The organism is Bradyrhizobium xenonodulans, assembly GCF_027594865.1.
Taxonomy (GTDB): Bacteria; Pseudomonadota; Alphaproteobacteria; order Rhizobiales; family Xanthobacteraceae; genus Bradyrhizobium; species Bradyrhizobium xenonodulans.
On record NZ_CP089391.1, the window covers coordinates 1,607,606 to 1,631,682 of the forward strand.

The 24,077-nt window shown below is 59.4% G+C and carries 29 protein-coding genes and 1 pseudogene; 16 read left to right on the top strand and 14 right to left on the bottom strand.

The features are described 5' to 3' along the window. The 3 genes from I3J27_RS07595 to I3J27_RS07605 all read left to right on the top strand — a co-directional run bounded on the left by I3J27_RS07595 (position 1) and on the right by I3J27_RS07605 (position 2,717). Positions 1-1,728 (top strand): chemotaxis protein, encoded by a 1,728-nt coding sequence (locus tag I3J27_RS07595; RefSeq protein WP_270167283.1) that lies wholly within the window; start codon positions 1-3, stop codon positions 1,726-1,728. Positions 1,729-1,876: 148 nt separating this feature from the next. Continuing rightward, a complete protein-coding gene (locus I3J27_RS07600; protein WP_270167285.1) occupies positions 1,877-2,323 on the top strand; it encodes a hypothetical protein in 447 nt (148 codons plus the stop codon). 109 nt (positions 2,324-2,432) lie between these two features. Further along, entirely contained in the window at positions 2,433-2,717 is a 285-nt protein-coding gene (locus I3J27_RS07605; protein ID WP_270167287.1) for a hypothetical protein, read from the top strand. 130 nt (positions 2,718-2,847) lie between these two features. Here I3J27_RS07605 and I3J27_RS07610 read toward each other — a convergent pair whose 3' ends face one another. The 4 genes from I3J27_RS07610 to rfbA form a co-directional block, all read right to left on the bottom strand. After that, positions 2,848-3,213 (bottom strand): VanZ family protein, encoded by a 366-nt coding sequence (locus I3J27_RS07610; protein ID WP_306417055.1) that lies wholly within the window; start codon positions 3,211-3,213, stop codon positions 2,848-2,850. 476 nt (positions 3,214-3,689) lie between these two features. Next, positions 3,690-3,863, bottom strand: coding sequence for a hypothetical protein (locus I3J27_RS07615; protein WP_270167291.1), 174 nt, complete (start codon positions 3,861-3,863; stop codon positions 3,690-3,692). A gap of 215 nt (positions 3,864-4,078) precedes the next feature. Beyond that, positions 4,079-5,140, bottom strand: coding sequence for a dTDP-glucose 4,6-dehydratase (gene rfbB / locus I3J27_RS07620; RefSeq protein WP_270167293.1), 1,062 nt, complete (start codon positions 5,138-5,140; stop codon positions 4,079-4,081). A 12-nt stretch (positions 5,141-5,152) separates the two neighbouring features. Then, positions 5,153-6,043 (bottom strand): glucose-1-phosphate thymidylyltransferase RfbA, encoded by an 891-nt coding sequence (rfbA, locus tag I3J27_RS07625; RefSeq protein WP_270167301.1) that lies wholly within the window; start codon positions 6,041-6,043, stop codon positions 5,153-5,155. Between the two features lie 163 nt (positions 6,044-6,206). Between rfbA and I3J27_RS07630 the strand changes: the two genes are divergently transcribed. From I3J27_RS07630 to I3J27_RS07650, 5 genes are all read left to right on the top strand, one after another. After that, a complete protein-coding gene (locus I3J27_RS07630; protein WP_270167315.1) occupies positions 6,207-6,611 on the top strand; it encodes a hypothetical protein in 405 nt (134 codons plus the stop codon). A gap of 221 nt (positions 6,612-6,832) precedes the next feature. Next, positions 6,833-7,015, top strand: coding sequence for a hypothetical protein (locus I3J27_RS07635; RefSeq protein ID WP_270167317.1), 183 nt, complete (start codon positions 6,833-6,835; stop codon positions 7,013-7,015). Positions 7,016-7,147: 132 nt separating this feature from the next. Further along, positions 7,148-7,348 carry a hypothetical protein gene (locus I3J27_RS07640; protein ID WP_270167319.1) on the top strand — a complete coding sequence of 67 codons (201 nt, stop codon included), beginning with the start codon at positions 7,148-7,150 and terminating at the stop codon, positions 7,346-7,348. A gap of 258 nt (positions 7,349-7,606) precedes the next feature. Beyond that, a complete protein-coding gene (locus I3J27_RS07645; RefSeq protein ID WP_270167321.1) occupies positions 7,607-7,891 on the top strand; it encodes a hypothetical protein in 285 nt (94 codons plus the stop codon). Positions 7,892-7,942: 51 nt separating this feature from the next. Further along, a complete protein-coding gene (locus I3J27_RS07650; protein ID WP_270167324.1) occupies positions 7,943-8,362 on the top strand; it encodes a hypothetical protein in 420 nt (139 codons plus the stop codon). A 304-nt stretch (positions 8,363-8,666) separates the two neighbouring features. Here the strand turns inward: I3J27_RS07650 and I3J27_RS07655 are convergent. Then, positions 8,667-8,993 (bottom strand): annotated as a pseudogene (locus I3J27_RS07655) (NAD-dependent epimerase/dehydratase family protein); the annotation flags it as partial. A 1,260-nt stretch (positions 8,994-10,253) separates the two neighbouring features. Next, positions 10,254-10,619, bottom strand: coding sequence for a VanZ family protein (locus I3J27_RS07660; RefSeq protein WP_270167329.1), 366 nt, complete (start codon positions 10,617-10,619; stop codon positions 10,254-10,256). 899 nt (positions 10,620-11,518) lie between these two features. On the opposite strand from I3J27_RS07660, the gene I3J27_RS07665 reads away from it, so the two are divergent. Further along, positions 11,519-12,064 carry an NUDIX hydrolase gene (locus I3J27_RS07665; RefSeq protein WP_270167332.1) on the top strand — a complete coding sequence of 182 codons (546 nt, stop codon included), beginning with the start codon at positions 11,519-11,521 and terminating at the stop codon, positions 12,062-12,064. A gap of 42 nt (positions 12,065-12,106) precedes the next feature. Here I3J27_RS07665 and I3J27_RS07670 read toward each other — a convergent pair whose 3' ends face one another. From I3J27_RS07670 to I3J27_RS39160, 3 genes are all read right to left on the bottom strand, one after another. Next, positions 12,107-12,301 carry a hypothetical protein gene (locus I3J27_RS07670; RefSeq protein ID WP_270172616.1) on the bottom strand — a complete coding sequence of 65 codons (195 nt, stop codon included), beginning with the start codon at positions 12,299-12,301 and terminating at the stop codon, positions 12,107-12,109. A 150-nt stretch (positions 12,302-12,451) separates the two neighbouring features. Next, positions 12,452-13,144, bottom strand: coding sequence for a GDP-mannose 4,6-dehydratase (locus I3J27_RS07675; protein ID WP_370691941.1), 693 nt, complete (start codon positions 13,142-13,144; stop codon positions 12,452-12,454). Continuing rightward, positions 13,050-13,403, bottom strand: coding sequence for a GDP-mannose 4,6-dehydratase (locus I3J27_RS39160; protein WP_370691942.1), 354 nt, complete (start codon positions 13,401-13,403; stop codon positions 13,050-13,052). The genes I3J27_RS07675 and I3J27_RS39160 overlap by 95 nt, the downstream gene beginning before the upstream one ends. A gap of 31 nt (positions 13,404-13,434) precedes the next feature. On the opposite strand from I3J27_RS39160, the gene I3J27_RS07680 reads away from it, so the two are divergent. Beyond that, entirely contained in the window at positions 13,435-13,830 is a 396-nt protein-coding gene (locus I3J27_RS07680) for a hypothetical protein (RefSeq protein ID WP_270167334.1), read from the top strand. Between the two features lie 48 nt (positions 13,831-13,878). Here the strand turns inward: I3J27_RS07680 and I3J27_RS07685 are convergent, their stop codons facing one another. Next, positions 13,879-14,040, bottom strand: a complete 162-nt coding sequence (locus I3J27_RS07685) for a hypothetical protein (RefSeq protein WP_270167336.1) — start codon at positions 14,038-14,040, stop codon at positions 13,879-13,881. A 23-nt stretch (positions 14,041-14,063) separates the two neighbouring features. Here I3J27_RS07685 and I3J27_RS07690 point away from each other — a divergent pair, with 23 nt between their 5' ends. The 3 genes from I3J27_RS07690 (at position 14,064) to I3J27_RS07700 (ending at position 15,623) form a co-directional block, all read left to right on the top strand. Further along, a complete protein-coding gene (locus I3J27_RS07690) occupies positions 14,064-14,252 on the top strand; it encodes a hypothetical protein (RefSeq protein ID WP_270167338.1) in 189 nt (62 codons plus the stop codon). Positions 14,253-14,874: 622 nt separating this feature from the next. Further along, positions 14,875-15,153, top strand: a complete 279-nt coding sequence (locus I3J27_RS07695; RefSeq protein WP_270167340.1) for a hypothetical protein — start codon at positions 14,875-14,877, stop codon at positions 15,151-15,153. Positions 15,154-15,323: 170 nt separating this feature from the next. Continuing rightward, a complete protein-coding gene (locus I3J27_RS07700) occupies positions 15,324-15,623 on the top strand; it encodes a hypothetical protein (protein ID WP_370691943.1) in 300 nt (99 codons plus the stop codon). A 649-nt stretch (positions 15,624-16,272) separates the two neighbouring features. Here I3J27_RS07700 and I3J27_RS07705 read toward each other — a convergent pair. Beyond that, a complete protein-coding gene (locus I3J27_RS07705) occupies positions 16,273-16,848 on the bottom strand; it encodes a hypothetical protein (protein WP_270167342.1) in 576 nt (191 codons plus the stop codon). A gap of 124 nt (positions 16,849-16,972) precedes the next feature. Then, positions 16,973-17,710 (bottom strand): metallophosphoesterase family protein, encoded by a 738-nt coding sequence (locus I3J27_RS07710; protein WP_270172618.1) that lies wholly within the window; start codon positions 17,708-17,710, stop codon positions 16,973-16,975. A gap of 189 nt (positions 17,711-17,899) precedes the next feature. Here I3J27_RS07710 and I3J27_RS07715 point away from each other — a divergent pair, with 189 nt between their 5' ends. Beyond that, complete coding sequence (locus I3J27_RS07715) at positions 17,900-18,508, top strand: transglutaminase-like cysteine peptidase (RefSeq protein ID WP_270167344.1); 609 nt, start codon at positions 17,900-17,902, stop codon at positions 18,506-18,508. Between the two features lie 6 nt (positions 18,509-18,514). On the opposite strand, the gene I3J27_RS07720 is transcribed toward I3J27_RS07715, so the two are convergent. Beyond that, positions 18,515-19,822 (bottom strand): O-antigen ligase family protein, encoded by a 1,308-nt coding sequence (locus tag I3J27_RS07720; protein ID WP_270167349.1) that lies wholly within the window; start codon positions 19,820-19,822, stop codon positions 18,515-18,517. Positions 19,823-19,967: 145 nt separating this feature from the next. Continuing rightward, complete coding sequence (locus I3J27_RS07725; RefSeq protein WP_270167354.1) at positions 19,968-20,282, bottom strand: hypothetical protein; 315 nt, start codon at positions 20,280-20,282, stop codon at positions 19,968-19,970. 919 nt (positions 20,283-21,201) lie between these two features. Between I3J27_RS07725 and I3J27_RS07730 the strand changes: the two genes are divergently transcribed. Beyond that, complete coding sequence (locus tag I3J27_RS07730; RefSeq protein WP_270167361.1) at positions 21,202-22,665, top strand: undecaprenyl-phosphate glucose phosphotransferase; 1,464 nt, start codon at positions 21,202-21,204, stop codon at positions 22,663-22,665. Positions 22,666-22,840: 175 nt separating this feature from the next. Continuing rightward, the gene (locus I3J27_RS07735) at positions 22,841-23,998 is read left to right on the top strand and encodes a polysaccharide biosynthesis/export family protein (protein WP_270167365.1); all 1,158 of its coding nucleotides are present in this window, start codon (positions 22,841-22,843) and stop codon (positions 23,996-23,998) included. The last annotated feature ends 79 nt before the right edge of the window (positions 23,999-24,077 follow it).

A 24,077-nucleotide genomic window follows, 5' to 3' on the forward strand; every position in this document is an offset into this window, starting at 1 on the left:
ATGTTCGTCATTCCCGCCAACACGCTGACTGAGGCGACTGCCGCGATCGAGGATGTCTCGTCGCGGATCGAGGACGTCTTCGCGCAGGTCGGTCACGAACTCGGTCGCGGCCATCTCATCTTCAAGGAGTTGAACCAGGGCCTCGCGACGTTGTCGGAGGAGCTCTCCGGCGCCGAGATCGAGGGCGCCGCTACCGCGCTCCAGGAGATCTCCGCGCGGCTCAGCGAGCTGGCAGAGGCGCTGCCGGCCGAGAGCGCGCTGCTTGCGACCATCGGCACTAGCACGGCGGAAGCGTCCTCGCTGCTGAAGCCGCTGTTCAAGCATATCGGGATGATCACCATCATCGCGCGTAGCGCGCGGATCGAGGCGGCTTCGCTCGACGGCGACCGCGAGGGCTTCCTCGCCTTCACGCAGGAGGCCTACGATCTCGGCAAGGCCGTGCAAGGTTCGATCGAGGGCTGCGCACGAGACCAGCAGCGCCTGTCGGAAGCTGTCGTCACGGCTGCCGGCCGGCAGAAGGAGTTCGAGAGCCGTTACCGCAATCAGCTGGTGGCGGAGAGCGCTGAACTCGGCCAAGCCTATGGTGGATTGCGCGACCAGCGCCGCAGCAGCAGCCAGCTTGCCGTTCTTGCCAGCACCAGCACCAAGAAGATCGCCGAGGCGGTCGGCAGTGCGATCATCTCGCTGCAGGCCGGCGACAGCACGCGCCAGCGCCTCGAGCACGTTTCTCACGGGCTCGGCCTTGCGTCGGAAGCTTCGCCAAGTCTCGTTCCCGAACCTGATACCAGCGACGACGGCGCGCGCGCGATCTGCCAGTTGCAGGCGGCCCTGCTCAGGGACGCCCAGCGCGAGTTCGGCGGCGATATCGGCCAGATCGTCCGCGCGCTGACCGCGATCCTGCACGATGCTGGCAGCGTTGTCGGCCATGGCCGCACGCTGTTCGGCAGCGCGGATGGCGGCTCGTCGTCGTTCCTCGCACGCATCAAGCAGACGCTGGCGCATGCCTCGACCCTGATTGCCACCTGCGAGAGCGCCGGACGTTCCGTCGACGAGGCGCTCGGCATCGTCGAGGACACACTGGCAAAATTCCGCCAGGCAATCGCGGGGCTTGCCGAGGCGACCGTCGACATCACGCTGATCGGAATGAATGCCGGCCTCAAGGCAAGCCATCTCGGCAGCCGCGGCAGCGCCTTCGTCGTGATCGCCAACGAGCTCAAGGCGACGGCCGACCAGGTCTCAGTGGGCGCGGGGCGCCTGAGGCCCGTGCTGGACGGCATCGAGCGGTCGGCCAACGAGCTGAAGGAGCTCCGCGTGCAGGGCAATGCCACCCAGCTCGCCAACCTCGAACCGCAGATCCTCCAGGCGCTGCGCGAGATCGAGACCGGCAACGAACGGCTCGGCAAGCTGATGAGCCGGCTCGTCGATGAAGGCGCGGAATTCGAAGGCCTGATGAATTCGGCCCAAGGCCTGATGAGCTCGCTGGGCGAGGGCTCCGCGGCCCTGCCTGCGGTTGCCGCGCGCCTCGAGACCGCGAGCGCGGGCGCGCAGCGGCCGCAGCCAGAGGCGCAGGATCAGGCGATGCTCGACGATCTCTTCGCGCGCTACACCATGGAGCGCGAGCGCGACGTCCATCGCGAATTCTTGCAATCGCTGGGCCTTGCGTCGATCGCCGCCGCGCGCCGCGTCGAAGCGGTCGAGGCCGCGGACGACGGCATAGAATTGTTTTGACGTTCGCCGCCGGCTGGATGCGTCGGCGGCAATTCGATGGATTGGATTTTCGCGGCATTAACCCTGCCCAAAGGGCTGGCCGTTCTGTCATTGCCGCGCCCGAGAGTTGGTCGCAAATACAGATCAATTCTCACGTCGGGACATTTCCATGCTGAGAGACGGCAAATACGCTGCCTGGTTCAGGACCCCCCGCGGTCAGGGCACCGGCCTCGTGGATCTGGCCCAGGGCCGGATCTCGGGCCGCGACAGCTTCTTCACCTATGGCGGTTCGTACCGCGTCGATGAGAAGTATTTCTCGGCCGTCCTGACCGTGAACCGGCATGCCGATGGCCCGCAGAGCGTGTTCGGGCCTGATGAGGTCGAGGTCGATCTCGCGGGTGTGTGCAATGGCCTGATGGCGACCTGCTCGGGAAGGGCCAAGGAGGCGCCCGACGTGAAGTTCGAGGCAACGCTGATCTACAGCCAGGAAGATGCACCGGCAGCCGATGCCAAATGCGAGGTCGTGAAGCTCAATGCCGACAAGCTGCCCAAGGGGCTCGACAGCCGCTCCCGGTCGCGCCATCCGTTCGCACCCACCAAGACGCCGGTGTCTTAGCTTTGCGTTGACGCTATTGCCGCGAAAACGCGGCGAGACCGCACCGCATCAATACTGCTTTTAGAGGTGAAATCTAGGTTGAGGCCCACAACAAAAGGCGGACAGGGACATGCCTCAGATCTGGATGACATATGACGAACTCGCGACGCTCAGCGGCTGTAGTGCTGCCGAGGCCAGGATGCAGGCGATGCATCTGTCGCTCGATCGCCGCAAGAGCCGCGACGGGAGTACCCGCGTCAAGCTGAACCTTGCCTTGATGGTCCGGTTCTTCGAGATCGTCCGCGAAGCCGAATACGGCCTCGATGACGGGATCGCGGCGCTGCGCGATGCCCATCGCCAGATGTCCGGGGGTCTTTCGATCGCTCAGCCGGGCTTGCGGCGCGGCGTGGCGTAAACCGGCGGCGGCCGGCCCTCTTCGAATCGGGCGTTGCCCCGCCGGAATCCCGGCGGTGAGTTGCGTGGGCAGATGGCGAAGTAAGGACTTCGCCTCGCCCAGGCGTTGCGTGGTGGTGTTCGAAACAGTTTTAGGAGGGCGGTCTGGGCAAGAACGCCAAGATCGTCTGGGCAAGCAGGACGCCGACGGTGCCGCCGGCGGTCTTTTGCAGCACATCGATGAATTGGGGATCGCGGTCCGGTACCAGCGACTGCAACAATTCAAGGCCGACCGCGACGGCGATCACAAAGGTGCAAGCCAGCTTGACGCGCCCGGGCAGAAGGAACGACATCAGGAAGCCCAACAAGCCGTACGCGCTGAACCGCTCGATGACGACGACCCAATAGGCTTCGGCATGGCCCATGAGGGCAGGCCTGCCCGACAGCCTGGAAAGCGTGGCGTAGACGATGAGCGCGAGGCAGATTGCCGCGGCTGCGATGAAATGGTTACGACGCATTGCAGCATGATAGCCGCTCGATCGACGCGACGCTTCCGAAAGCCGAGAACATCGTTAAAGTCCGCAGATCGCCGTGCGATTTATGACCGGTGGTTCGCACGGGACATGTTTTGCGCCGCGTTTCTCGAAAATCCCTGGCGCGATGTTCGCCAGGACGACCTCAAAGACGACATCAAACGTGGCGGCGCAGACGGGGCTTTGCGTAGAAAGCGCTCAGTGGGCTCAAGGCCATACCAGCCCGCCAGTACGCCGGTCGGGTGACCCACAACCTCATGGCCACAAACAGGACGTTAATGCCGAGCCAGATCGACATCACAATCAGGAAAGAGCTTGCCATGGCAGCTTCCGCCTCCCGCATTTTCTTTCGACAACAATGCGGAGCGCAGGCGAGAGTTCCATCGTTGAGAGGCCGTTCAGCCATCCCTCATAGTCCTCGCGCGCAGAATATTCCAAGCCGGCTCAGCCCCTGGGGCACGCTAGCTCTTCTTGGAGCCCTTGGATTTCAGCGACAGGCCGAGGCGCACGGCCATGCGCTTGATCGCATCGGGCGAGCGCCCGAGAAGTTTCGCTGCTTCCTCCAGCGAAGTCGAAGACTTGGCCAACTCCATCAGCCGGCGGTCTTCCTTGAATGACCAGGGCCTGCGCGCCATAACCGAATTCATCCTCTCGTCGACACAACGACAAAGCCGTCAAGCGGACCCACGTTCGCTCGACGGCTTTGGGTGGGGCCGGGCTTGGGGGAGCCCGGTGAGAGATGGATATGCGATCCGGCCGCGTTCGCAACAAACAACGCGGATTAAGCTAACTGCTCAACCTTACCGCGATAAAAGCGGTGCGCGACGCTCCGTAGTACCACGGGGTTTTACTAACCAAGACCGATGCGCGTGCTCCGATAGCCGCGATCGAGGATGTTCTGCCACCATGTCCGGTTGTTGCAGAACCAGCGCACGGTCTTCGCAAGTCCGCTCTCGAAATCTTCGCGGGGGCGCCAGCCGAGCTCACGTTCGATCTTGCCGGGATCCATGGCGTAGCGGAGATCGTGACCGGGCCGGTCGGCCACGAAATTGATCAAGCCGCGGCGCTCAGGGGCGCCGGGCGAGATCTCGTCGAGCAGGTCGCAGATGCGCCCGACCACGTCGAGATTGGTCCGCTCGCAGCGCGCACCGATGTTGTAGGTCTCGCCGACCTTGCCGTGCTCAAGCACGAGCGTCAGCGCTTCCGCGTGGTCGGCGACATAGAGCCAGTCGCGCACGTTGCCGCCGTCGCCGTAGACCGGCAGCGGTTCGCCCGCCAATCCACGAATGATCATGTGCGGAATGAGCTTCTCGGGAAAATGATAGGGCCCGTAATTGTTCGAGCAGTTCGTCACCATGGTGGGAAGGTCGTAAGTCTCCCGCCAGGCGCGAACGAGATGATCGGACGAGGCCTTGCTCGCCGAATAGGGCGAGTTCGGCGCATAGGCGGTGTCTTCGCTGAATGAGCCGCTGGTGCCGAGCGATCCGAACACCTCGTCGGTCGAGACGTGGAGAAAGCGGAAGCGCGCGCGGCTCGCGGGCGTCAGCGCCCGCCAGTGGCGCAACGCCTCCTGAAGCAGGGTGAACGTGCCGACCACATTGGTCTGGATGAACTCGGCCGGCCCGTCGATCGAACGGTCGACATGGCTTTCCGCCGCGAGGTTCATCACGGCGTCGGGCTGGTACGTCTCGAACAGCGCCCGCAGGCCGGCGCCCTCGCCGATGCATTGCTGCGCGAAGACATAGCGCGGATGGCTGGACACCCCTGGCAGCGAGTCGAGATTGGCGGCGTAAGTCAGCTTGTCGATATTGACGACGCGCGCGCCGGTGTCGGCCAGCAGATGCCGGATCACGGCCGAGCCGATGAAGCCCGCGCCACCAGTCACGAAAATGGTGATGCCGTCAAAGCGCATTCGGTCTCTGCTTCAGGAGCCGCCGGCCTCGCGCCCGAACGAGCGGTAGACCGACAGCAGATATTGGCCGTAGCTGCTCTTGGCGTTCTTTTGCGCCAGTCTCTCGAAGGCTTCAAGGGAGATGTAGCCCTGCCGCAATGCAATCTCCTCGGGGCAGGCGATGCGCAGCCCCTGGCGCTGCTCGAGGATCTGGACGAAATGGCTGGCTTCGACCAGCGACGAATGCGTGCCGGTGTCGAGCCAGGCCATGCCGCGGCCCATGAGCCGCACGAACAGCTCTCCGCGCTCGAGATAAGCTCTGTTGACGTCGGAGATCTCCAGCTCGCCGCGCGCGGACGGTGAAATCCCGGCGGCGATGTCGAGAACGTCGTTGTCGTAAAAATAGAGCCCGGTCACCGCGATGTTGGAACGCGGCTGCGGCGGCTTCTCCTCGATGGACAACGCGCGCCCGCCCGCATCGAGCTCGACCACGCCATATTGCTCGGGCGTGTTGACGGGATATCCGAAGACCGTGGCTCCGCGCCTCGGTGCTGCGGCCACGCTCAGCATTTCCGGCAGCCGGCTGCCGTAGAAGATGTTGTCGCCGAGCACGAGGGCGACGGAATCCGTGCCGACGAAGTCGCGGCCGACGATGAAGGCGTCCGCTACCCCGCGCGGGCTGTCCTGATGGGCATAGCAGAAGGAGAGGCCGATCTCGGAGCCGTCGCCGAGCAGCCGCTGGAACAGCGGCTGGTCCTGCGGCGTGGTGATGATGAGGATGTCCCTGATGCCGGCGAACATCAGGGTGGATAGCGGGTAATAGATCATCGGCTTGTCGAAGACAGGCAGGAGCTGCTTCGACACCACGGCGGTCACGGGGTAGAGCCGGGAACCGGTCCCCCCTGCCAGGATGATGCCCTTCATATGTCCTCGAAGCCTAAGGAAGCCCAGGTCGGCAGCTCAAGTCGGCAACCTCCACTTGATAATGGATGGCGCGGCGGGCGCAAGCCGGTTCTGGAGCGTCGATCGCACCGGTCGAGGCAGACACGATCGCGGGAGGTCACTATATTGCGGCAGCATGTTCCGGATGATCGCGATGATCCGTGCATTGACATACTATGGCGCGATTGTTGTGGCGGTTGCGGCTGCTCAGATCTGGTCGGGTCAAGGTCAGGCTGCGGATGAGGTGGATCCAGCGACAACCTCTGCCGCCGTCGATCCGCCGCCTTCGCCCGACAGCCTGATCTCGCGGGAAGATTGGAAGCGTAGAATAGAGGATGCGCGCATCCGCGCCGAACAGGCGCGACGGGAATGGCAGCAGCATCCTCCCGCGCCCGAGCTGCCCGAGAGGATCGCCACGCAACGCGTCCTGACCGATGACACGCTTCGACCCGGAGATATCGTGTCTACGGACAAGGGCCTTTTCCTCTATCGTGGCAAATCTGGTACGGACAGGCGGGTCACCGACTTCGTGGCGATTCGGCCACGCTAAATTTGTCGCGCACTTTTTGTGTCGCTGGTTCGTGCGCCCTTGACGCGATCGATGCGACCAGATCGACACAATACGCATCGTCACAATGCGCAATGGCTCTCACAGAGACTCGCGACAATTTTGAGTCATGCGTTCCACGACGATCTCAACGAGTGACTTTGCGCATCTACTACGATGAGTCGTCACGAGTTCGTCGAATTCATGCGACTATGATCGCGCCAATGCAAACGAACAAAAAGAATGTCGAGATGCTTCAGAAAGCGCGAGTGGCACTTCCTTTTACGAAGATCAGGGAACGGGCATTCGAAGGCGCGTTCTTCGGCGTTGCCCTGGTTGCCATGGCCGGCTGGGTGTATTTCGTCACATTACTACTTGTGAGATGTTTGCTGTGGTTTCTCGGCTGACCCGGGCAATCGATGACTTGCTTGCGTACTTTGCGTGCAAGGTGCTGCCCAAAGAATCCCGGATCTGACTCGAAAATCAGCGGTGCTCATCACGATCTCGACACAACTCGAAGATGAGATGTCGTATCGCCCATGAGGCGCCTGACCACGGAAGAATTCCAAATGATCGTCGTTGTAATTCTGATCTCGATTCTCGCCGGCTTTGGTGCAGGCTATGCGATGCGAGCGAGGAGATCGCGCATGCGCAAAATGCGCCGCCCGCTCTATCAGAATGACCGGTCGATCGAATCGCAGCTAAATCCATCAATGGCGAGACTGCGGCGAGCATTCTGAGGATTTATGATCGCCGCGCCCGGTATGCCCATTCCTTCAATCTTGCTGGACGACGGAAGTGACCAAGTATCATGGAGACATGAGAACAATTTCCGGCGCGGGCGGCCGCGTAACCATGTTTGCTTAGGTTAAATCGACGTCGTGCTGGTTCGTTGCCGCAGGATCGCGCATGGACCCTGCGAGCCGCTTTTGTTTGGTCCTACGGCTGCGATGTTGATGCGTTGAGCGATTCGTGGATGACGGAAGAGGGAGGGCGTCTTGACTGGCCTGATGAACAATGCGCCGCGGCGATATTTCGTTGACGCGGTGGGACGACGCGTTCTGATCGGCCTCACGCCCGAGGAGACCTTCGAGTTCGAGCGGCTCGACAGCAAACGGGCTCTCGATCAAGAGGGCATGCAGGCTGCGGCCGATGACCGTCGCTCGTGGTCGGGAATGGGCGAGCAGCGTTGGCTGGAGCTTTACGAGAAGCACGAGGGCGCCTGGAGGGTCTGGATGGCGCAAAGCCGCACCAAGCGGCGTGAAGCATTTAGCCTTTCTTAACCATCCCGGGCCCATTTTCCGGTCTGGCGCCTCGAACCGGAAAATGCGCGCATGTTTCAGCTCTTCCTGCGAGCCCGCACCCATAACTTCCTGAAAGACCGTTTCCGGGGAGAACAGACCTTCCGCGCCCGCTCGCCCGAGCGCGATGCCGAAACGGATCGCACGCGCGTCGAAGCCATCATGATTGCGATCGACGATGCCCTGCATGCGGCAGAGCGCGAACAGTCGGGTCTCAATCGCCGGGTGGAAGACGTGCTTGCGCGTGCCGCGGTGACGATCGGCAATGGCGACGATGAATATCTCGAGCGCGAGGCGCTCGACAATCATCACCAGGATCTGTTCGACACGGAGATCCTGAACGGCCAGCGCCGGCTCAAGGAGCTCGGCGCCTCGATCGCCCATTTCAAGTTTCTAAGGGCGGCCATGCTGAGCCGGTTTCCGGAATATCGGCCTGTAGACAAGACCAATTGATCAGCCAGCGGGCTCGGTAGGCGTTTCCGACCAGAATATCCTGCGTCAAGACATCCCGCATTCGGAAAGCCGCGATCGGTTGCTGAGCAGGGCTCACGGCTGATTTGCCGCGAGCTTGCTGCACCAAGACAGCGTCGATTCCGTCAGTAAGCCGAGACCCGATCGGGATAAAGCGGATCGACAAACCGCACATAGGTGCGGGTCGGCCCGTAAAAATATGTTGGCTCGCCCCTGGTGCGGGGGTCGAAGCCGGACGGATAGCCCATGCCAAGGCTGCGATGCCGGACCCGGTCCGTGATCGGGCAAGGCTGGCCGATGCGGCCAGCCGGATACGATGACAACCACATTGCGCATCGCCTGCAACAGCGAGAGCGTGCTCTGGACGTTGTTGGTGTAATAATTCTGCGATTCGGTCATGGATGCGTCCACCAGGCTGGCGGCCGCGATACATCACTGCCGTGACCTTATGAACGGCGAAGGCACCGCGCCGTCGAGCCGGATCGCAGGTAATCAGCGGGCCGGCGACGAAGCTGCGATGACCTGCTAAAGATTGTCATAGAGAGGGTATGGTCAGGGCGCGGCAGGCATGCGAGCCAATGTAGCCCGCCCCTCCTGTGACGAGGTCGGTCATGCCCAGTTACCTCAGGGTGAAATCAACGACCATCCATGCGCCCGCGGCCAGCAATAAATCCGCACAAAGCAAGAGGACCGCAATCCCGAGCCATTCCGGGCCTTTGCGGCGAAACCTACCCATACGTTGGCGAGGTGCCGTGGAGACGGTCAGAAAATGACGCGCGCTTGTCCCGGAGATAATATGACCTAACGGCAGGGCTTTCGACGTGACCTGTCTCAATGTGATTTTTCCCCCGCTCAACATTGGATTGAACAGATGAACATAGAGCGATCTTCGCTGGTATGCAACCCGCCGGCGGCCTTGGCACGCTTGCCGTTATTCGTCTTAGCTCGGCGTCGACTTTATCGTTGCGAAAACGCTCTGCAACCATACCGCGGCAACCGAGACGAAAAATAGCTTGATGCTCGTGTAAAAGGACGGACTGAAACATGCCGCAGATCTGGATGACTCGACGAATGGCGACACTTAAGTGGGCTACAGTCCAATGGAAGCCAGAATGCGGGCCATTCATTTGTCGCTCGACCGTCGCAAAAGTCACAACGGCGCAACTCGCGTCAAACTCGATCTGGCGCTGACGGCTAAATTTCTTCGCGTCTGTCCGCGAGGCGGGCTTCGATCTTGACGGCGCCATCGAGGCGCTTCAGGCAACACATCGACAGATGGCAGAGCTTCTGACGCCCAACGAGCTAGTTAGCAGGCGCGGGACGGGTTAAGCAGCCGCACGTTCTGATCAGGGGGGAATTGCCGCTCACCAACCGCCTAGTGGTGGCCGCTTGGGGCACACCTTCATCGTGCCGACCAGTCCGCTTGATGTCGCGGGTGAGCTTAGGGTCACAGAAGCTGGACGCACAAGATGCGTTGACTTGGCCTTACCGCCAATGTCCCTATTGTTGACGACCAATTCCCATCTCTCGTTGCAACTGCGGTGAGAGGCCCATCGCGCCTTCGGTTCGTCCTTGGCCAGTTCCCAAGTTCCGAGAGGTTGGTGTCGGAGAGGTGGCCGATCCTGCGGGCGTTGCCGTCGAGGTAGGCGAACTGGAAGTCGCCCCGGTGTAGCCACTACGCACACCGTTCGAGGAAGTGCCTTGGGCTGCAGCTGACAGAGATGTGCCAATGAGCAAAGCTCCAGCTAGGAGCACATGACGTTTGCCGGTCATAATTGTAAATCCCTTAAAGCCGGGCGTGATTGTGAATCGGACGCAGTCATTTGCCAACTGTGTCTTGCGTACGTTGCGATAGTGGCCGTGCCGAGACAACCTAGGACGGTGGTCTGGGCAAGAAGGCCAGGATTGACTGAGCCAAAAGGACGCCGACGGTGCCGCCTGCCGCTTTTTGCAGCACATCCAACAGAGCTGGATCTCGATCGGGTGTCAACGCTTGCAAGACTTCAAGCCCGATTGCGACGGACACCACAAGTCCGCAAGCTAAACCAAACCGTCCAGGCAGCAGAAAAGAAAAGAGAAAGCCCAGCAATCCGTATGCGCTGAACCGTTCGACGACCACGATCCAGTAGGCTTCGTGGTGACCCGCGAGCACCGGTCTGCCCGCTACCTTCGCCAGCGTGGCATAGGCTATCAGGGCGAGGCAGACGCCTGTGGCGGCTACAAGCGGATTTCGAAGCATGCCCGCACTATACCCCAGTCCTTAGGTGGAATACCGAGAACCTTTGCTATCGTTAACGAGCTGGGGGGCCTTGGACCGACAAGAGCGTAGATCTACGCCTTATGGAATCAGCCGCTGCGACGGCTGTTTGATGTAGCCCTTGGCATTTGAGTGACATTTCCGCCGCCGGATCGCATCAGGAACTGCGGGGGCTGAGACGGTCTGGAAGACCGGACGTATGGCTCCCATTTGAGATATTTTGTACGCCGTCGACGCGATACAGCTGAGCGGGTCCAGTAGCCAGCGGCGAACGAAATCGCAATGATGAGAGCTATGAGTAGGAGACCAAGCATATCAAACTACCAGCAAGGAGCCGCTTAGCAATGCGATATGGCGGATGATTACTATTGATAAGGCAGTATTGTGGACTTCCAATGGCTCGCGATCACATCAATTTGCTTGCAGCACTCGGAACTTTGCCAAAAGTCGGTCGCGCCTGTCCGACGTCTCAGTCATATGCGCGAGCCGATGCCAAGATCCGCACGAACAGTTCGTATCAGCCTATTCAGAAGGCAAGTTGCTTCCAGCTGGGTCATCGACGCCGTGAACGCAGCTCGCGAATGCCGTAACCTGCAGCAACCCAGCGTACGGACCTGCTCGTCGGTCTCGACACCCTCCGCAATCACTATCAGGTGGAAATCCTTGCAGCCAAATCGATATCGCGAGGTGACGTCATGCGCCACGACGGGAATTCGTCTTCTCTGAGCCGACGTCAATGGAGCTGACGAATCCAGCTGATCGCCGACCGTTATCCTTCAATTTAAGGTATTCGCACCGACGGCTGCCTGTGATCCAGTTTATGCCTTGACTCGCTCGAAAGATTCGGGCTTGGCCGACACCCAACTACCAGAGAGGTTCGAATGGCCGACGTCTTCCCGAAAATCCTCGCGACCTCGCGGATTCCAGTGTCGCCATGGCTCGAGGTCATTGCGCGGGACGTACAGTTTCGCGGTGGCTCCTCCGCCGAAACTTATTACGCCATCGCACAACCTGACTACGCCGTTGCGCTTGCGATTGCGCCTGACTCGCGCATGTTGTTAGTCAGGCAATACCGTCCCGCGATCGAACGGTTTTCCCTTGAGCTGCCGTCGGGAATGCTGGATCCAAACGAAGATCCGCATACTGCTGCGGCACGCGAGCTCTTAGAGGAAACCGGCTACCCCACAGAGGCCATCGAGCTAATCGGTAAGGGGGCAACTTGCTCAAGTCGCATCAGCAACACAACCCACTCCTTTTTCATTAGGACCGGCGAGCGACTGTCTAATTTTATTGAGGAACCGGGCGTTTCTGTTAGTTTAGTGCCGCCCCGCGAGTTAGGCGCGCTCATGCTTTCTGGTGCCTTTGCCGAGCAAGGGCATCTCGGTGCAGTGGCCTTGGCAGTCGCTAGAGGCCTGATTGAGCTTTAGCTATCGCGCTCTTCACACCGCCGACCGCGGATAGAGCAACACTCAGTCTTTCTTGCCTACTCTCGACTTGAGCGACAGGCCGAGACGCAAGGCCGTGCGCTTGATCGCGCCAGGCGAGCGCCCGAGCTGTTTCGCAGCGTCTTCCAGCGACGTTGAAGATTTGGCCAGCTCCATGAGCCGGCGGTCTTCCTTAAACGACCAGGGCTTCCGCGCATAACCGAAATGATCCTCTCGCATCGACACAACGACAAAGCCGCCAAGCGAACCCATGTCGCTCGACGGCTTTGCTTGGGTGGGGCCGGGCCTTGGCGAAGCCCGGTGCAGAGATGGTTATGCGATCGGTGAGACTTCGCAACAAACAACGCGGATTAAGCTAACCGCTCAACCTTACCGGGATAAAATCGGTGCGTCGCGCTCCGTATAACCACGGATCTCGTCGGCCGAGGCCGATCCGTGTGTGGCGGTAGCCGCGTTCGAGGATGTCTTGCCACCACTCGCGTTGTCGCAGGTCTTCGCCAGTCCGCTCTCGAAATTCTCGCGCGGCCGCCACCCGAGCTCGCGTTCGGCCTTGCCGGGGTCCATTGCGTAGCGAAGGGCGGGGCCGGGCAGATCGGCCACGAAGCTGATCAGGTCGCGGCGCGGGCCGGGCTCGGCGAGACCTTTATCGGGCAGATCGCAGATGCGCTTCACCACGTCGACATTAGTACGTGCGCAGCGCGTGCCGATGTTGTCGTCCCCCGGACGATAGCTCGCTATCGCCCTTCGGGACGCTCCGCTCGATATCAAGTCACTATCTTCCGCGTCGCCGACTCTGCCGTGCTCGAGCACCCGTGTCAGCGCATTCGCGTGGTCGGTGACATAGAGCCCGTCGCGAACGTTGCCGCCGTCGCCATAGACCGGCAGCGGTTCTTTGGCCAGTCCACGGATGATCATGAGTGGGATCAGCTTCTCGGGAAAATGATACGGCCCGTAATTGTTTGAGCAATTAATTACCATCGCGGGAAAGTGCAGATCTCCGCCAATCGCGAACGAGGTGATCGGACGCGGTCTTGCTCGCCGAACAGGGCGAGTTCGGCGCATGGGCCGTCTCTTCGCTGGACAGCCCGCTCGTGCCGAGCGATCCAAACACCTCGTCGGTTGAGATGTGCAGGATGTGGAATCGTTGGCGCCTTTCCGGCGTCGGCGTCCGCCAGGGGCGCAGCGCGTCCTGAAGGGATGCCCCCACATTGTCTGGATGAACTCCGCCGGGCCGCTGCTCTCGCCGATGGAATGCCTGCCACGTGATATAAGCATGACTCAGCGCGTGGAAGCCGGTTCTGGCCCCGGCAGTCATAGTCATTATGAAAGACTATGTAGACGGCACGATCGTAATGACCCGGACGAACGCCCATTTCATCGCAATCGTCGCGCTGGTCGTGGCGGTCCATACATGGCCGGCGCCAGGCCGCGCCGGCGACGAGATGTCGACCGCGGAGGAGCCGGCGAACGACATCGCTCTTTCTCCCGACAGTCTAATTCCTCGCGAGGATTGGAAGCGTAGGGTCGACGATGCACGCAATCGCGCCGAGCAGGTGCGACGGTTCAACGCCCCGCGGCGCATGGTCCAGCCAGATCCGCCAGAGAAAATAGCCACCCAGCGCGCGCTGAGCGACGACACGTTGCAGCCAGAGGATATCGTCTCGACCGACAAGGGGTTCTTGCTGTTTCGCGGTAGGGCCGGCGCCGATGGACAGAATGCGGATTTTGTGCCGATAGCTCCGCGCTAGCTTACTTGCACGACATTTCTTTCTCCGTCGCGCTCACGCCTTAAAAAATCAACCGCGGTCGATACGAATTGAGTCGTCGCACGCGAAATTTTCATCGTCGCAACGATCTTGATCGAGAATTGTTCCAACCATGACGCGTGCAGCAGCATCGCTGCGGTGAACTGTTTCTCGATGATCGCCCTTCGCTTCTCTTACGATGATGCGCGTCACGAGATCGTCGAATTCATTCGGCTATGATCGCGCAAACGAACAACGCGAATTCGCAGATGCTTCAAAAAGCCTGGGCGGCAGCGCCTTTCACCAAAATTCGAGAACGGGCGTTCGAAGGCGCGTTCTTCAGCGTGGCGTTGATCGCGATGGCAGGCTGGGTCTATTTCATAACGCTGTTGCTGGTGAGATTGGCCCTATGGTTCCTTGGTTGACCGCAGGCGAATGATCGATCCTCTAGCAGATTGCTGCCCAAGAGTTCTCGCGCCTGACAACGAAATCAGCAGCTTTCATCATCATGTCGACACAACTGCACGATGAGACTGCTGCGTCTGGGAGAAGGAAGCGTTCCGCAAATGGAAAGATCTCCCAATGATGCCAGTCGTGATCGTGATCTTGGCTACGCCGCGCGCGTGGCGATCGCGCAAGCGCAAGCACATGCGCCAACTCTGCGCACCCTATGGTTCCTCCACATCTCGCTCAGTCGCGCGGCGCGCATTCTGAAGGTATACAACCAAAAGGAGGTTAAGTTGTGGAAGATGCTGGATGTCTATGGAGCGAGTGGATGGTGGGTATCTTGAGCATGACCCAGGTAACCATGTCCGGTTAGGTTAAATCGCAGCCGCCGTTGTCTGCCGGGTTGGTGGTGGTTAGGTTGCGCACGGTTTTTGCAGGCCATTGATTGCCACCGTGTGCTGTTTAGTTGGGATTTGAGTTGATGATCTGGCTCGTTGGGTTGCTCGTACCGGTTACGGGTCGTACCGCTGTTCGTCTGGATCTATGGCCGCTGCCTCGGCGCGTTCAGCGGTCCCGAGATCTCAGGAGAGGCAGCGCGCCATGACTGACCTCAAAAATAACGCTCCGCGGCGATATTTCGTTGATGCGGGCGGGCAGCGCGTTTTGATAGGGCTGTCGCTTGAAGAGACCTTCGAATTCGAACGGCTGGATAGCCAATCGGTCGCCAATCTGGAAGAGGTCGTACGCGACGGAGGCGTCCTGTGGCCCGTTACGGGTGTGCAGCGTTGGCAAGAACTATACGCCAAGCACGAAGGCGCCTGGAAGACGTGGATAGCCCAAAACCGCGGTGAGCGGCCCGCAGGCTTTAGCCTTTATTGACCATCCCTGACCCATTTTCTGTCTGGCGCTTCAACCAGAAAATGCACGTATGTTCCAGCTGTTCCTGCGGGCCCGGACCAACAATTTCCTCAGAGACTGCATCAGGGGGGAGTCGGGGTTCCGCGCCCGAGCGCGACGCCCAAACCGATCAGTCCCGGATTGAAGCCATCATGATCGCGATTGAAGATGCCCTGCGCGCGGCCGAGCGGGAGCAATCGGGCCTGAACCGGCGGGTCGAGGACGTGCTGGCACGGGCGGCCGTGACGCTTGGCAATGGCGATGACGAATATCTGGAGCGTGAGGCCCTAGATAATCATCATCAGGACCTGTTTGATACGGAAATCCAAAATGGCCAGCGCCGTCTGAAGGAGCTGGATTCTTCCATTGCTCACTACAAATTCATGAAAGCGGCTGTGTTGTCCCGGTTTCCCGATTGCAGGCCTGAGCCGGGGGAAAGCCGCCAAGCTTGACGGTCATAGGACGCGACCTAGGACTCGTCGCTCCACTGCATCAGGCAGTGTCGCAGCAAAATGTAACTGCTGAATGTAACGGTCGTGCATACCACAAACGCGCACGACAGCACTTGGACCGCATACATCAAAAATCACCTCGTTCGACGAACGAGATTACGCGATGACGTTTAAGTGGACCCTAACGGCGGTTGCTAAGTCGGCGACCAGACTAGTAAGCTAGGACCGGTTGGGGGTCCAACGGGTTTACATAACGCACATACGTTCGCGCCGACCCGTAATAGTAACTAGGCTCATCCCTCGTACGGGGATCGAATGTATAGGGATAGGCCTGTTGAAGCGACTTGTGCCGAACCTGGACTACGGTCGGACATCCGCAGCGTGGGCCGCAATACGGATTTGGGCCCCGGTCTATGTAAGGGACACGCGTTGCATGCTTTACCACCGGGATCGCGTAGTCAGCAGCATATGACGGGGTCACCCACGTCGATAAGCACCAGATGAGCGCAACGAATCCGAAAATTGATCGCATTGTAGGGTCCCCCAACTGGAGTCAATCTTAGACGTTCCGCGAGGAACGGGCAATATCCCCAAGAGCCAGCTGTGGCGTGACCCGCTCCGAGACAGCCGCAGGGCTTGCCGGACCCAACTAGCCGCTTAACGTCCTGAGACGTGCGGGATCGATGGTCCGGATTGCACCCTCCAAGAACTCTTTGCCCCGGCCTGAGGCTTGACGGTAGGCTGACACTAGGGCCGGCGCCTGATCCGGCTGTCGCGTCAACATGAGACGGACATCACCCTGGGCCAAGTCCCTCAGATCTGGGCTGGCAAGGGCATCAAATTGGGTGACGGTAGCAAGTCTTAGAGGCATCAGTCGTGCGTCGTTCGGCGCAGTGAGGTAGCTCATTTTCAATGATTCGATCGCTGCAGGGCCGTCAGGGTCCTGCCGGGCCTCCAGCACTGCCGATGCTAGCCACAATTCGGCATCATAGGGTGCCAAGGAAAGAGCGTGCTTAAGATGCGAACGGGCAAGTTCGCTATTTGCTCGGATCCCGTGATCGACTCGAGCCTGCTGGATCGCCTTTAGCGCCAGAACCAGCGCCTGGCTGCCTTCAAGATCGGAGCGCAACGGTGAGATCGTTCCGATCCATTCGACTGGTGCGTTCGAGTTGAGATTGGCCTTAGTTGGATCCTTTGGGAAATCCGGCCGATTCAAGGCCGTCATTTCCGCGGCTCCTGATGCGATCCCGAAACAGCCGACCGCTGCCGCAAGGCCTAACATTAGCACGCGAACTCTGGTTTTTGAACTCATCAAACCTCCAACGAGAAAACGGTATGCCACGCGTCAACTAGAGTGCGAGCATACTGTCGTCCTGAAGCGTTAAAAGCGTTAGATTGCCCGTCGCATATGCACCAGTATCGATGTTTACCCGGTTGCGTCGTATGTCTGGCTGCTGGACGGGGGTGTGGCCATGGACGATGTATTTTCCGAAGTTCATATTGCTCTCGAGAAATTCTTCGCGGATCCAGAGCATGTCCTGCTCTTGTTGTCTTGCCAAGGGGATGCCAGGCCTGACACCCGCATGCACGAAAAAGAAATCGCCGCATACGAAGCGCGCGCGCAGGCTGCTCAAAAAATACAGCTGACGGGACGGAATTGCTTGCGACAATTGCCGAATGAGTTCGTCTTGTTCAGCCCGATCGGGATTGAGAGAGGGTCTAAGTCCATACGACGTCAAGGTTTGGAGCCCGCCATATTGTTTCCAGTTCTGCAGCTGCGAGGGGGCGTTCAGGACGTCCAAAAGAAAGGCCTCATGATTGCCCTTCAAGAAGACTGATTCATGCTTCATGCCCCGTTCCATTAGCAGTTCGATGGTTCGATTCGAGTCAGGCCCTCGATCGATGTAATCTCCAAGGAAAACGTGGATTGCGCGCCTCGAACCTATCGTGGTGAGATCGCGGTCGATTACGGTGAACATTTGCTGAAGAAGATCGGCGCATCCATGAATGTCGCTTATCGCATAGATGCGAATGCCCTCCGGCAGAATCGGCTTTCGCGTCTTATTTCTCGATCTCGACAATCTCATCATCTGCCGAACTTGGCGGCCTTTTCGGTCTTCCGGCGTCAATCGCTTGAATAATTGAGTTCAGCGCTCATGGTAAACAGAATCGCAAATTCCTGCTTGGCTTTTGAGTCCATTTAGCGGGCGAAATGCCGCAGAATTTCAAACTCTTGAGGGTAGCTTCCTAGCCAATAAGCATGCCGGGAGCAACCAATGCGTAAAATCACAACTTTGGCCCTGGGGGTTATCGCCGCCGGTCTCATTTGGTTCGAGCCGGTCCATGCGGGACTTCTGGGAATGCCGATGGGGCTTCAATCCGCAATCCAGCGAATTAAGCTCGAGACCCCTACCCTTCCGCCAATGGCATATACGCAATTCTGCCTGCGGTATCGGGACGAGTGCCGCACACGGCCGATGTTTCGGGGCGGGCCCGTTCGGCTGACCGAGGAGCGATGGGGGGATCTGAAGCAAGTCAATCAGATGGTTAACCGGGAGATCGCCCCGGAGCGAAATGAGCTCGGCTTGGCCGGCGAGCAATGGGTGATCAATCCTGCGCATGGCGATTGCAACGACTATGCGGTCAGCAAGCGGCATGAATTGCTGGCGCGTGGCTGGCCGGCGCGGGCCCTACTGTTGAGCGAGGTTGTCGTCAATTCCGGCGAGCATCACCTCATTCTCGTTGTCCGCACCACGAGTGGAGATTTGGTGCTCGATAATATGTCCTCGCAGATCAAGCCGTGGTCACGCGTCCCGTATCGTTGGGTACGCATGCAGATGCCCAACTCAAAGCTTTGGACGACGATCGTAAGCAGCAGGGTCTAGGTTGCCTCAGATTGAGCTGGTTCGTCCTGTGCTTTGCGCAAGGCCTAGGCCGATCGCCGCGGCAAGCATGATTTGGGCCGTCGGGTTCAGCAGGCTTCCGTCGACAAAGCTGCCGCAAAGGACGACAACCACGATGGCGGCCGTTGCGGACGCGAAGAACGAGTCTCGTCCGCGTCCGACGGCGCCACGCAAGGCGAATAAGAAAAGCTGAAGCGTAAACCCTGCAAGAACTGGGATGGCCACGCGTCCCCATTCGATGGCAACCAAAGCTGCCGTCGAAGGAGCGGCAAGCGCGCTACCAACACCATAATCTTGATAAATCCGCGCGAGCCGCGCGAACGTACCGACGCCGCTTCCAGTCCAGGAGCTGTCGGACAAGGCGCGCCGCGCCACGGCGAGAGATGCTTGATCGTCGGATATAACAAAGCTCAGGAGATCGACGAGAGGAGTGGATCGTGCCAGGGATAGAGTTGCCACGGCCGTCATTGCGATCAGGACTGCTGCCAAGATTGCCGATGGCCAGGGCCGGAATCCGAGGCGGCGGGCGGTTGCAACGAAAAGCATGATTGCAAACCCAAATCCGGTCAGCCCAAGCAGCACCCGCTGTCCCAGCGCGGCTAAGGAAGCAAGGGAAACAACGATTCCCGTGACGCCGAGAGCAATGCGAAACAGCAGCGGAGTGCTCAGAGGGCGGATGGCGCCGGCGCGGCTTGAATGTCGCTCCATTGCCATGGCAATCGTTGCACTGTTTCCGAGTGCCGCAATGACGGCAGCCACAGCAAAGGAATGGCTATTTGATCTGCCGATGTCCGGCAGGGCTGTCGCGAGGAACTCGATTTGACCAGCCAAGCTCTCAAGCGCAATGAAAGTCGCCGCGCCCGTCAGTGTAAGCAGAAGGACTTCTGCCCTGTTTCGATCTCTGGCGAGCAGGATCGTCGAGATGATCAGTGATAACACGGCCAAATACCACGTCAGGCTGCGCAAGGTACTTCCCGGATCGATGCTGATTCGGCTGGCCAAAGAAGGGTCATTTAGTGCGACCGCGGCGGTGGGCCAGATTGGACTGGTGAGCGATTCAATCGGCAGCGGAACAATCTGAATCATCATCCAGGCAATGGGGAAGAGCGCTGCCCAAGCAAATCTGCGGAACGTCGCAGCGGCAATGATATCCGCCGGGCTCGCCGCGGTGGCGACGGATGCCAGCATGATCGCGGTGAGCAAATACAGGGCATGCTGGGCGAAGATATAACTAATGAATAGTGCGGCTGGAGTTGCGACTAACAGCGCGATCAGAAGGGAAAAGGCGATCGACAATTGAAGACTTCAAATGGTGAGGGGGCGAGCGGCGACGATCCGCAGATTGATTTACTATCGCATGTGTCGTCAGCACCGCCAAATACCTTTTGCCGGCTTTTTGAGCCCGTCGGTTGCATCTGAAAACGCAAAACCTGCAGGTCGTTTACCCTCTGGAGTGGTCGCCTGACGTTCGCCTATAGAGCGCGGCAACGGCCGCCTTGCGGGAAAACGTTTGCTTCCCCGAATTACGGGCCAGCAATGTGGTCTGTGCCAACAGGCCGAAGGCATAACCGGTTTGCGGGACGAATCCCATCAGAAACCCATATCCGCACGCGACAACCAGTCCTGCACCCGCCGATAGTTGGGTCAGGAACGTGACAACGACCACGATCAGGCTGAAAGGCACCAGAATCCACACGCGAAAGCGCCAAGCCAGCACCGCGCCGGCGAGAAATAGGAAGATGGCAACCGGGGTCATTATCTGTCTCCGGCGCCACCTTTCCACCTACTTTCCTAAGGAACCGTCAACTGGTTCCCGAGCAAGTCGGCTCCTCATCGTGCAGCACAACTCTCGGTTAGCAATTGGTAAGCGGTAGCAAGCCCTCCGATCGGGACCGTTCCACGGATCAAAGTGGGCTTGCTCTCAATTTGGACAGAGAGTTCATCAGTCTGTTGCCAATCACCGGTCGCAAGCACTACCGCATTGCGGGGCAATAACAGAGCTTCGCCAGCCTGCACGACGGATGCATCAAACTCAGCAACTCGACCGCTTCCGGAAGTCAGGGTGACCCTCGGCCGATCGCTGCGCGAGATCCGCTCCAAGGTTATCAGAAGGACTTCGATGCCTTGTCGGCCACATTGGAGGCTGAGTCCGGCAAGGCTAATGTCTGACCTCTTTGTATCAGCAACGTGCATAACGGAGACCGCGTCCGGTCCGCCTGACGGGTTCTTGGTTTTGACCAACTGCCATCCCCCGCTGAGTGGGATAATGTTGCTGCCGCTGCCCACCTGTTTCGAGACTTCGCTGTCGCATTCTTGCTGACGAGCGACTCCGACCCCGGTGACGCATCCCCGTGTTCCGGAGTTGGTCTGTTCTGATCGCGCGTTGGGAATTGAAGCCAGCGCGAGGATGGCGAGGACGCAATGGAGGCGCTTCATCGAAACTCGAACTGACATTGCAAACCGTGACTTGACTCCCTGCCTACCTTTTTGGCACTAGCAGGCTTCTCAGTTCAATATGAATTAATTACCGCCATTATTTTATTGCAATGCAATATTACTGATGATCTGCTGGTGGGCGCCAGGTTCAATTAAGCGTTGGCATTGTCAAGGAGGCGATTTTGTTCCCTCAGAGTTCAATCACGGACGGTCACCGGGCGCCGGACCAGGCTGCGTCATTGAAGGGGCCAATCGACAATGCTCGGTTGGTCGAAGATCTGCAGGATCGTCCCGTCGGCATTAAAATCCCTTACTCCGCTCTTGCTCATCTGGTCGCGTCGTTTGACGCCGCTGTGATCCTGTTTGCGAGCGTGGTTGGGACCGGACTTTACCAAATTGTTGCCAATAGCTTCCTTGATCACCTTGAGCCAGTGCTCGGAATTGGTCCTGTTGCAGCGTTGCTCTATGTGCTGATTGGCTACGCGACCGGGCTGTACGATCTTCGTGCTGCGCTTGCGAAGAAGCGAAGGGATTCGGGCCGGATCTTCGCGCAATGGACCCTTGTTATCCTTCTGCTCACATCGTTGGCCTTCCTGATGAAGAGCGGTGCCGTCTACTCTCGCGGTTCTGTCATCTGCTTCAGTCTGCTTGCGCCTCTTCTGCTGGTGGGGTGCCGGCGATTCGCAAAACGCATTGTGGCCGGTGTGGTGGCCGACGGGCAGGTAAAGGGCCTGCGTGCTGTTTTGCTAGGCACAGGCGAGGAACTGGCCGCGCTTGGTTTCGAAGAATTGCTGGAAAAATTTGGCTTTACGGAAGTCGAGCGTGTGGCGTTCCCGACCGGACGAGGAGGCGGGTTTGCGATGAGTGCAGGCGAGGCTGCCACGCTTGAGCACGCGATCGGGGTTGCGCGCATTCGAGGGGCCGAAGCAATCGTTTTGGCATTTCCTTGGAGCGATACCCGCAAAGTCGAACTCGTCCGCGATGGGCTTAGGATCTCGCCGCTTCCGGTTCGATTGCTGCCGGACCGACGAATCCGCTCGCTGGCGGGAAATCCCTCGTTCAGATTGCAGAATTCACTTTCGGTTGAAATTCAGCGGGGACCGCTGTCGCGGGCGGAGCAGGCATCCAAGCGCCTGCTCGACATCGTCGGAGCTCTGGTCGGGTTGGTCGTGTTCGCCCCCTTGATGATTCTGAGCGCGATCGTCGTCAAGTTGGACTCGCCTGGACCGGTGTTCTTTCGACAGAAGCGCAACGGCTTCAACGCGAAGGAGTTTTCCATCTTCAAGTTCAGGACGATGACCGTCATGGAGGATGGTGCCACGGTCGTCCAGGCCAAGCGGTTTGATCCGCGGGTCACCAGGTTTGGACGGCTCCTTCGTCGAAGCAGCATCGATGAGGTTCCCCAACTCATTAATGTCCTGATGGGGGACATGTCGCTGGTAGGACCGAGGCCGCATGCGCTGGCGCATGATAGCCATTATGGCCGATTATTGTCGGACTATGCCTTCCGGCACCACGTCAAACCGGGCATTACCGGCTGGGCTCAAGTCAAGGGCTATCGGGGCGAGACTGCCCTGGTGGAGCAAATGAAGGGACGGATCGATTGCGATCTCTGGTACATCAACAACTGGAGCCTCACCCTCGACCTCAAAATCCTCTCGCTCACCTGTCTGGAACTGACAAGCCGCCGGAATGCGTATTGAGCGCGTTTGGAGGCGGGCGCTCGCCCCTGTAACCGCGATGCAACAACTTCGGGTTATCGTCGCCACCCCGGCCTTTTCCATCCCTCCGCTCGTTGACTCACCTGAGGAATTCGCTGAGTTTGCGGGCTGATAAATTTGGGGAACTCGGTTGGTGTTGAAACGGGGCGTCGTCCTGGTGAGTGTTCTTTCCGCTGTCCTGCTCAGTTCCGCGGGATGCGCGATTATGCCGATGTCGGGTCCTGAGGACCACGTCATCAAGAGCGAACACACGGTCAACGGCCCTGAATATGGGCTGGTGAAGCTCACTCCCACGGTCGTCGATATCGTCAGGGAATACGGTCCTGGAGCCATTGCGGGGTCGTTCCCGGACAATCGTCCACCACCCTCCATCAAATTCGGCATTGGCGACGTCGTGGCAGTGTCTATCTTCGAAGCGGCCGCAGGCGGTCTGTTCATTCCCGCCGAGGCTGGCGTTCGCCCGGGTAACTTCGTTTCCCTGCCAAACCAAAATGTCGATTCGGCCGGATTCATTTCGGTTCCCTATGCCGGTGCGGTCAAGGCTAATGGCCGCACCCCGAGCGAGATTCAGCAGGATATCGTCAAGGCGATCGGTAACCGTGCCATCGAACCGCAGGTGGTGGTGTCGCTGATCACCCAGAATACCTCGCTGATCAGCGTCTTGGGCGAGGTCAACGCGCCCACGCGGCTAACGGCAAATGCGGCCGGTGAACGGATCCTAGACGTTATTGCCCGTGCCGGGGGTCCAAAAGGACAGGGCTGGGAGACTTGGGTCACCCTGGAGCGTCACGGAAAGCGGGCAACGGTTCCCTTTGGTGCCTTGGTTTACACGCCGGCGAACAACGTCTGGGTGCATCCTGGCGATACGATCTATGTCTATCGTGAGCCGCAGATTTTCCTAGCCTTCGGTGCCTCAGGCGCACAGGGCCAGTTCCCCTTCGACATGTGGAAGATCAACATGGCGCAAGCGATGGCCAAAGCCGGTGGTCTGCTCGACGCCCAAGCCGAGCCCAGCGGTGTCTACGTCTATAGGCGCGAGCCGCGCGAGCTGGCTGAGCGGCTGGGGGTAGACTGCTCCAAATTCGTCGGTCCGACAGTACCGGTAGTCTACAACGCCGATTTTAGGGATCCGGCCGCATACTTCCTCGCAACCAAGTTCGACATGCGGGACAAGGACGTCCTGTTCGCTGCCAACGCGGCCACGGTCGATACCACCAAATTCTTGCAGTTCGCTCGCGTCGTCATCGCAACAGCCAACGATACGATCGTTACTGCGAACAACGCCCAGATCCTGCGGATCAACTTGCGGCAGTGATCTTAGATTTACCTTTTGGGGAACCTAAACTAGCCAAAAGGGGCCAATTGCCCGGGCTTTGAACTTGCGCGATAGAGTT

Bases quoted from the DNA above. Each gene is read 5' to 3' on its own strand.
- I3J27_RS07670 (WP_270172616.1), bottom strand. From the start codon at position 12,301: ATGCGAGAGGATCATTTCGGTTATGCGCGGAAGCCCTGGTCGTTTAAG.
- I3J27_RS07725 (WP_270167354.1), bottom strand. From the start codon at position 20,282: ATGACCCCGGTTGCCATCTTCCTATTTCTCGCCGGCGCGGTGCTGGCT.
- rfbA (WP_270167301.1), bottom strand. From the start codon at position 6,043: ATGAAGGGCATCATCCTGGCAGGGGGGACCGGTTCCCGGCTCTACCCC.
- I3J27_RS07605 (WP_270167287.1), top strand. From the start codon at position 2,433: ATGCCTCAGATCTGGATGACATATGACGAACTCGCGACGCTCAGCGGC.
- I3J27_RS07690 (WP_270167338.1), top strand. From the start codon at position 14,064: ATGATCGCGCAAACGAACAACGCGAATTCGCAGATGCTTCAAAAAGCC.
- I3J27_RS07665 (WP_270167332.1), top strand. From the start codon at position 11,519: ATGGCCGACGTCTTCCCGAAAATCCTCGCGACCTCGCGGATTCCAGTG.
- I3J27_RS07595 (WP_270167283.1), top strand. From the start codon at position 1: ATGTTCGTCATTCCCGCCAACACGCTGACTGAGGCGACTGCCGCGATC.
- I3J27_RS07695 (WP_270167340.1), top strand. From the start codon at position 14,875: ATGACTGACCTCAAAAATAACGCTCCGCGGCGATATTTCGTTGATGCG.
- I3J27_RS07615 (WP_270167291.1), bottom strand. From the start codon at position 3,863: ATGGCGCGCAGGCCCTGGTCATTCAAGGAAGACCGCCGGCTGATGGAG.
- I3J27_RS07600 (WP_270167285.1), top strand. From the start codon at position 1,877: ATGCTGAGAGACGGCAAATACGCTGCCTGGTTCAGGACCCCCCGCGGT.
- I3J27_RS07680 (WP_270167334.1), top strand. From the start codon at position 13,435: ATGACCCGGACGAACGCCCATTTCATCGCAATCGTCGCGCTGGTCGTG.
- I3J27_RS07610 (WP_306417055.1), bottom strand. From the start codon at position 3,213: ATGCGTCGTAACCATTTCATCGCAGCCGCGGCAATCTGCCTCGCGCTC.
- I3J27_RS07635 (WP_270167317.1), top strand. From the start codon at position 6,833: ATGCAAACGAACAAAAAGAATGTCGAGATGCTTCAGAAAGCGCGAGTG.
- I3J27_RS07705 (WP_270167342.1), bottom strand. From the start codon at position 16,848: ATGACGGCCTTGAATCGGCCGGATTTCCCAAAGGATCCAACTAAGGCC.
- I3J27_RS07640 (WP_270167319.1), top strand. From the start codon at position 7,148: ATGAGGCGCCTGACCACGGAAGAATTCCAAATGATCGTCGTTGTAATT.
- I3J27_RS07660 (WP_270167329.1), bottom strand. From the start codon at position 10,619: ATGCTTCGAAATCCGCTTGTAGCCGCCACAGGCGTCTGCCTCGCCCTG.
- I3J27_RS07715 (WP_270167344.1), top strand. From the start codon at position 17,900: ATGCGTAAAATCACAACTTTGGCCCTGGGGGTTATCGCCGCCGGTCTC.
- rfbB (WP_270167293.1), bottom strand. From the start codon at position 5,140: ATGCGCTTTGACGGCATCACCATTTTCGTGACTGGTGGCGCGGGCTTC.
- I3J27_RS07630 (WP_270167315.1), top strand. From the start codon at position 6,207: ATGATCGCGATGATCCGTGCATTGACATACTATGGCGCGATTGTTGTG.
- I3J27_RS07710 (WP_270172618.1), bottom strand. From the start codon at position 17,710: ATGAGATTGTCGAGATCGAGAAATAAGACGCGAAAGCCGATTCTGCCG.
- I3J27_RS07650 (WP_270167324.1), top strand. From the start codon at position 7,943: ATGTTTCAGCTCTTCCTGCGAGCCCGCACCCATAACTTCCTGAAAGAC.
- I3J27_RS07675 (WP_370691941.1), bottom strand. From the start codon at position 13,144: ATGCGCCGAACTCGCCCTGTTCGGCGAGCAAGACCGCGTCCGATCACC.
- I3J27_RS39160 (WP_370691942.1), bottom strand. From the start codon at position 13,403: ATGACTATGACTGCCGGGGCCAGAACCGGCTTCCACGCGCTGAGTCAT.
- I3J27_RS07700 (WP_370691943.1), top strand. From the start codon at position 15,324: ATGATCGCGATTGAAGATGCCCTGCGCGCGGCCGAGCGGGAGCAATCG.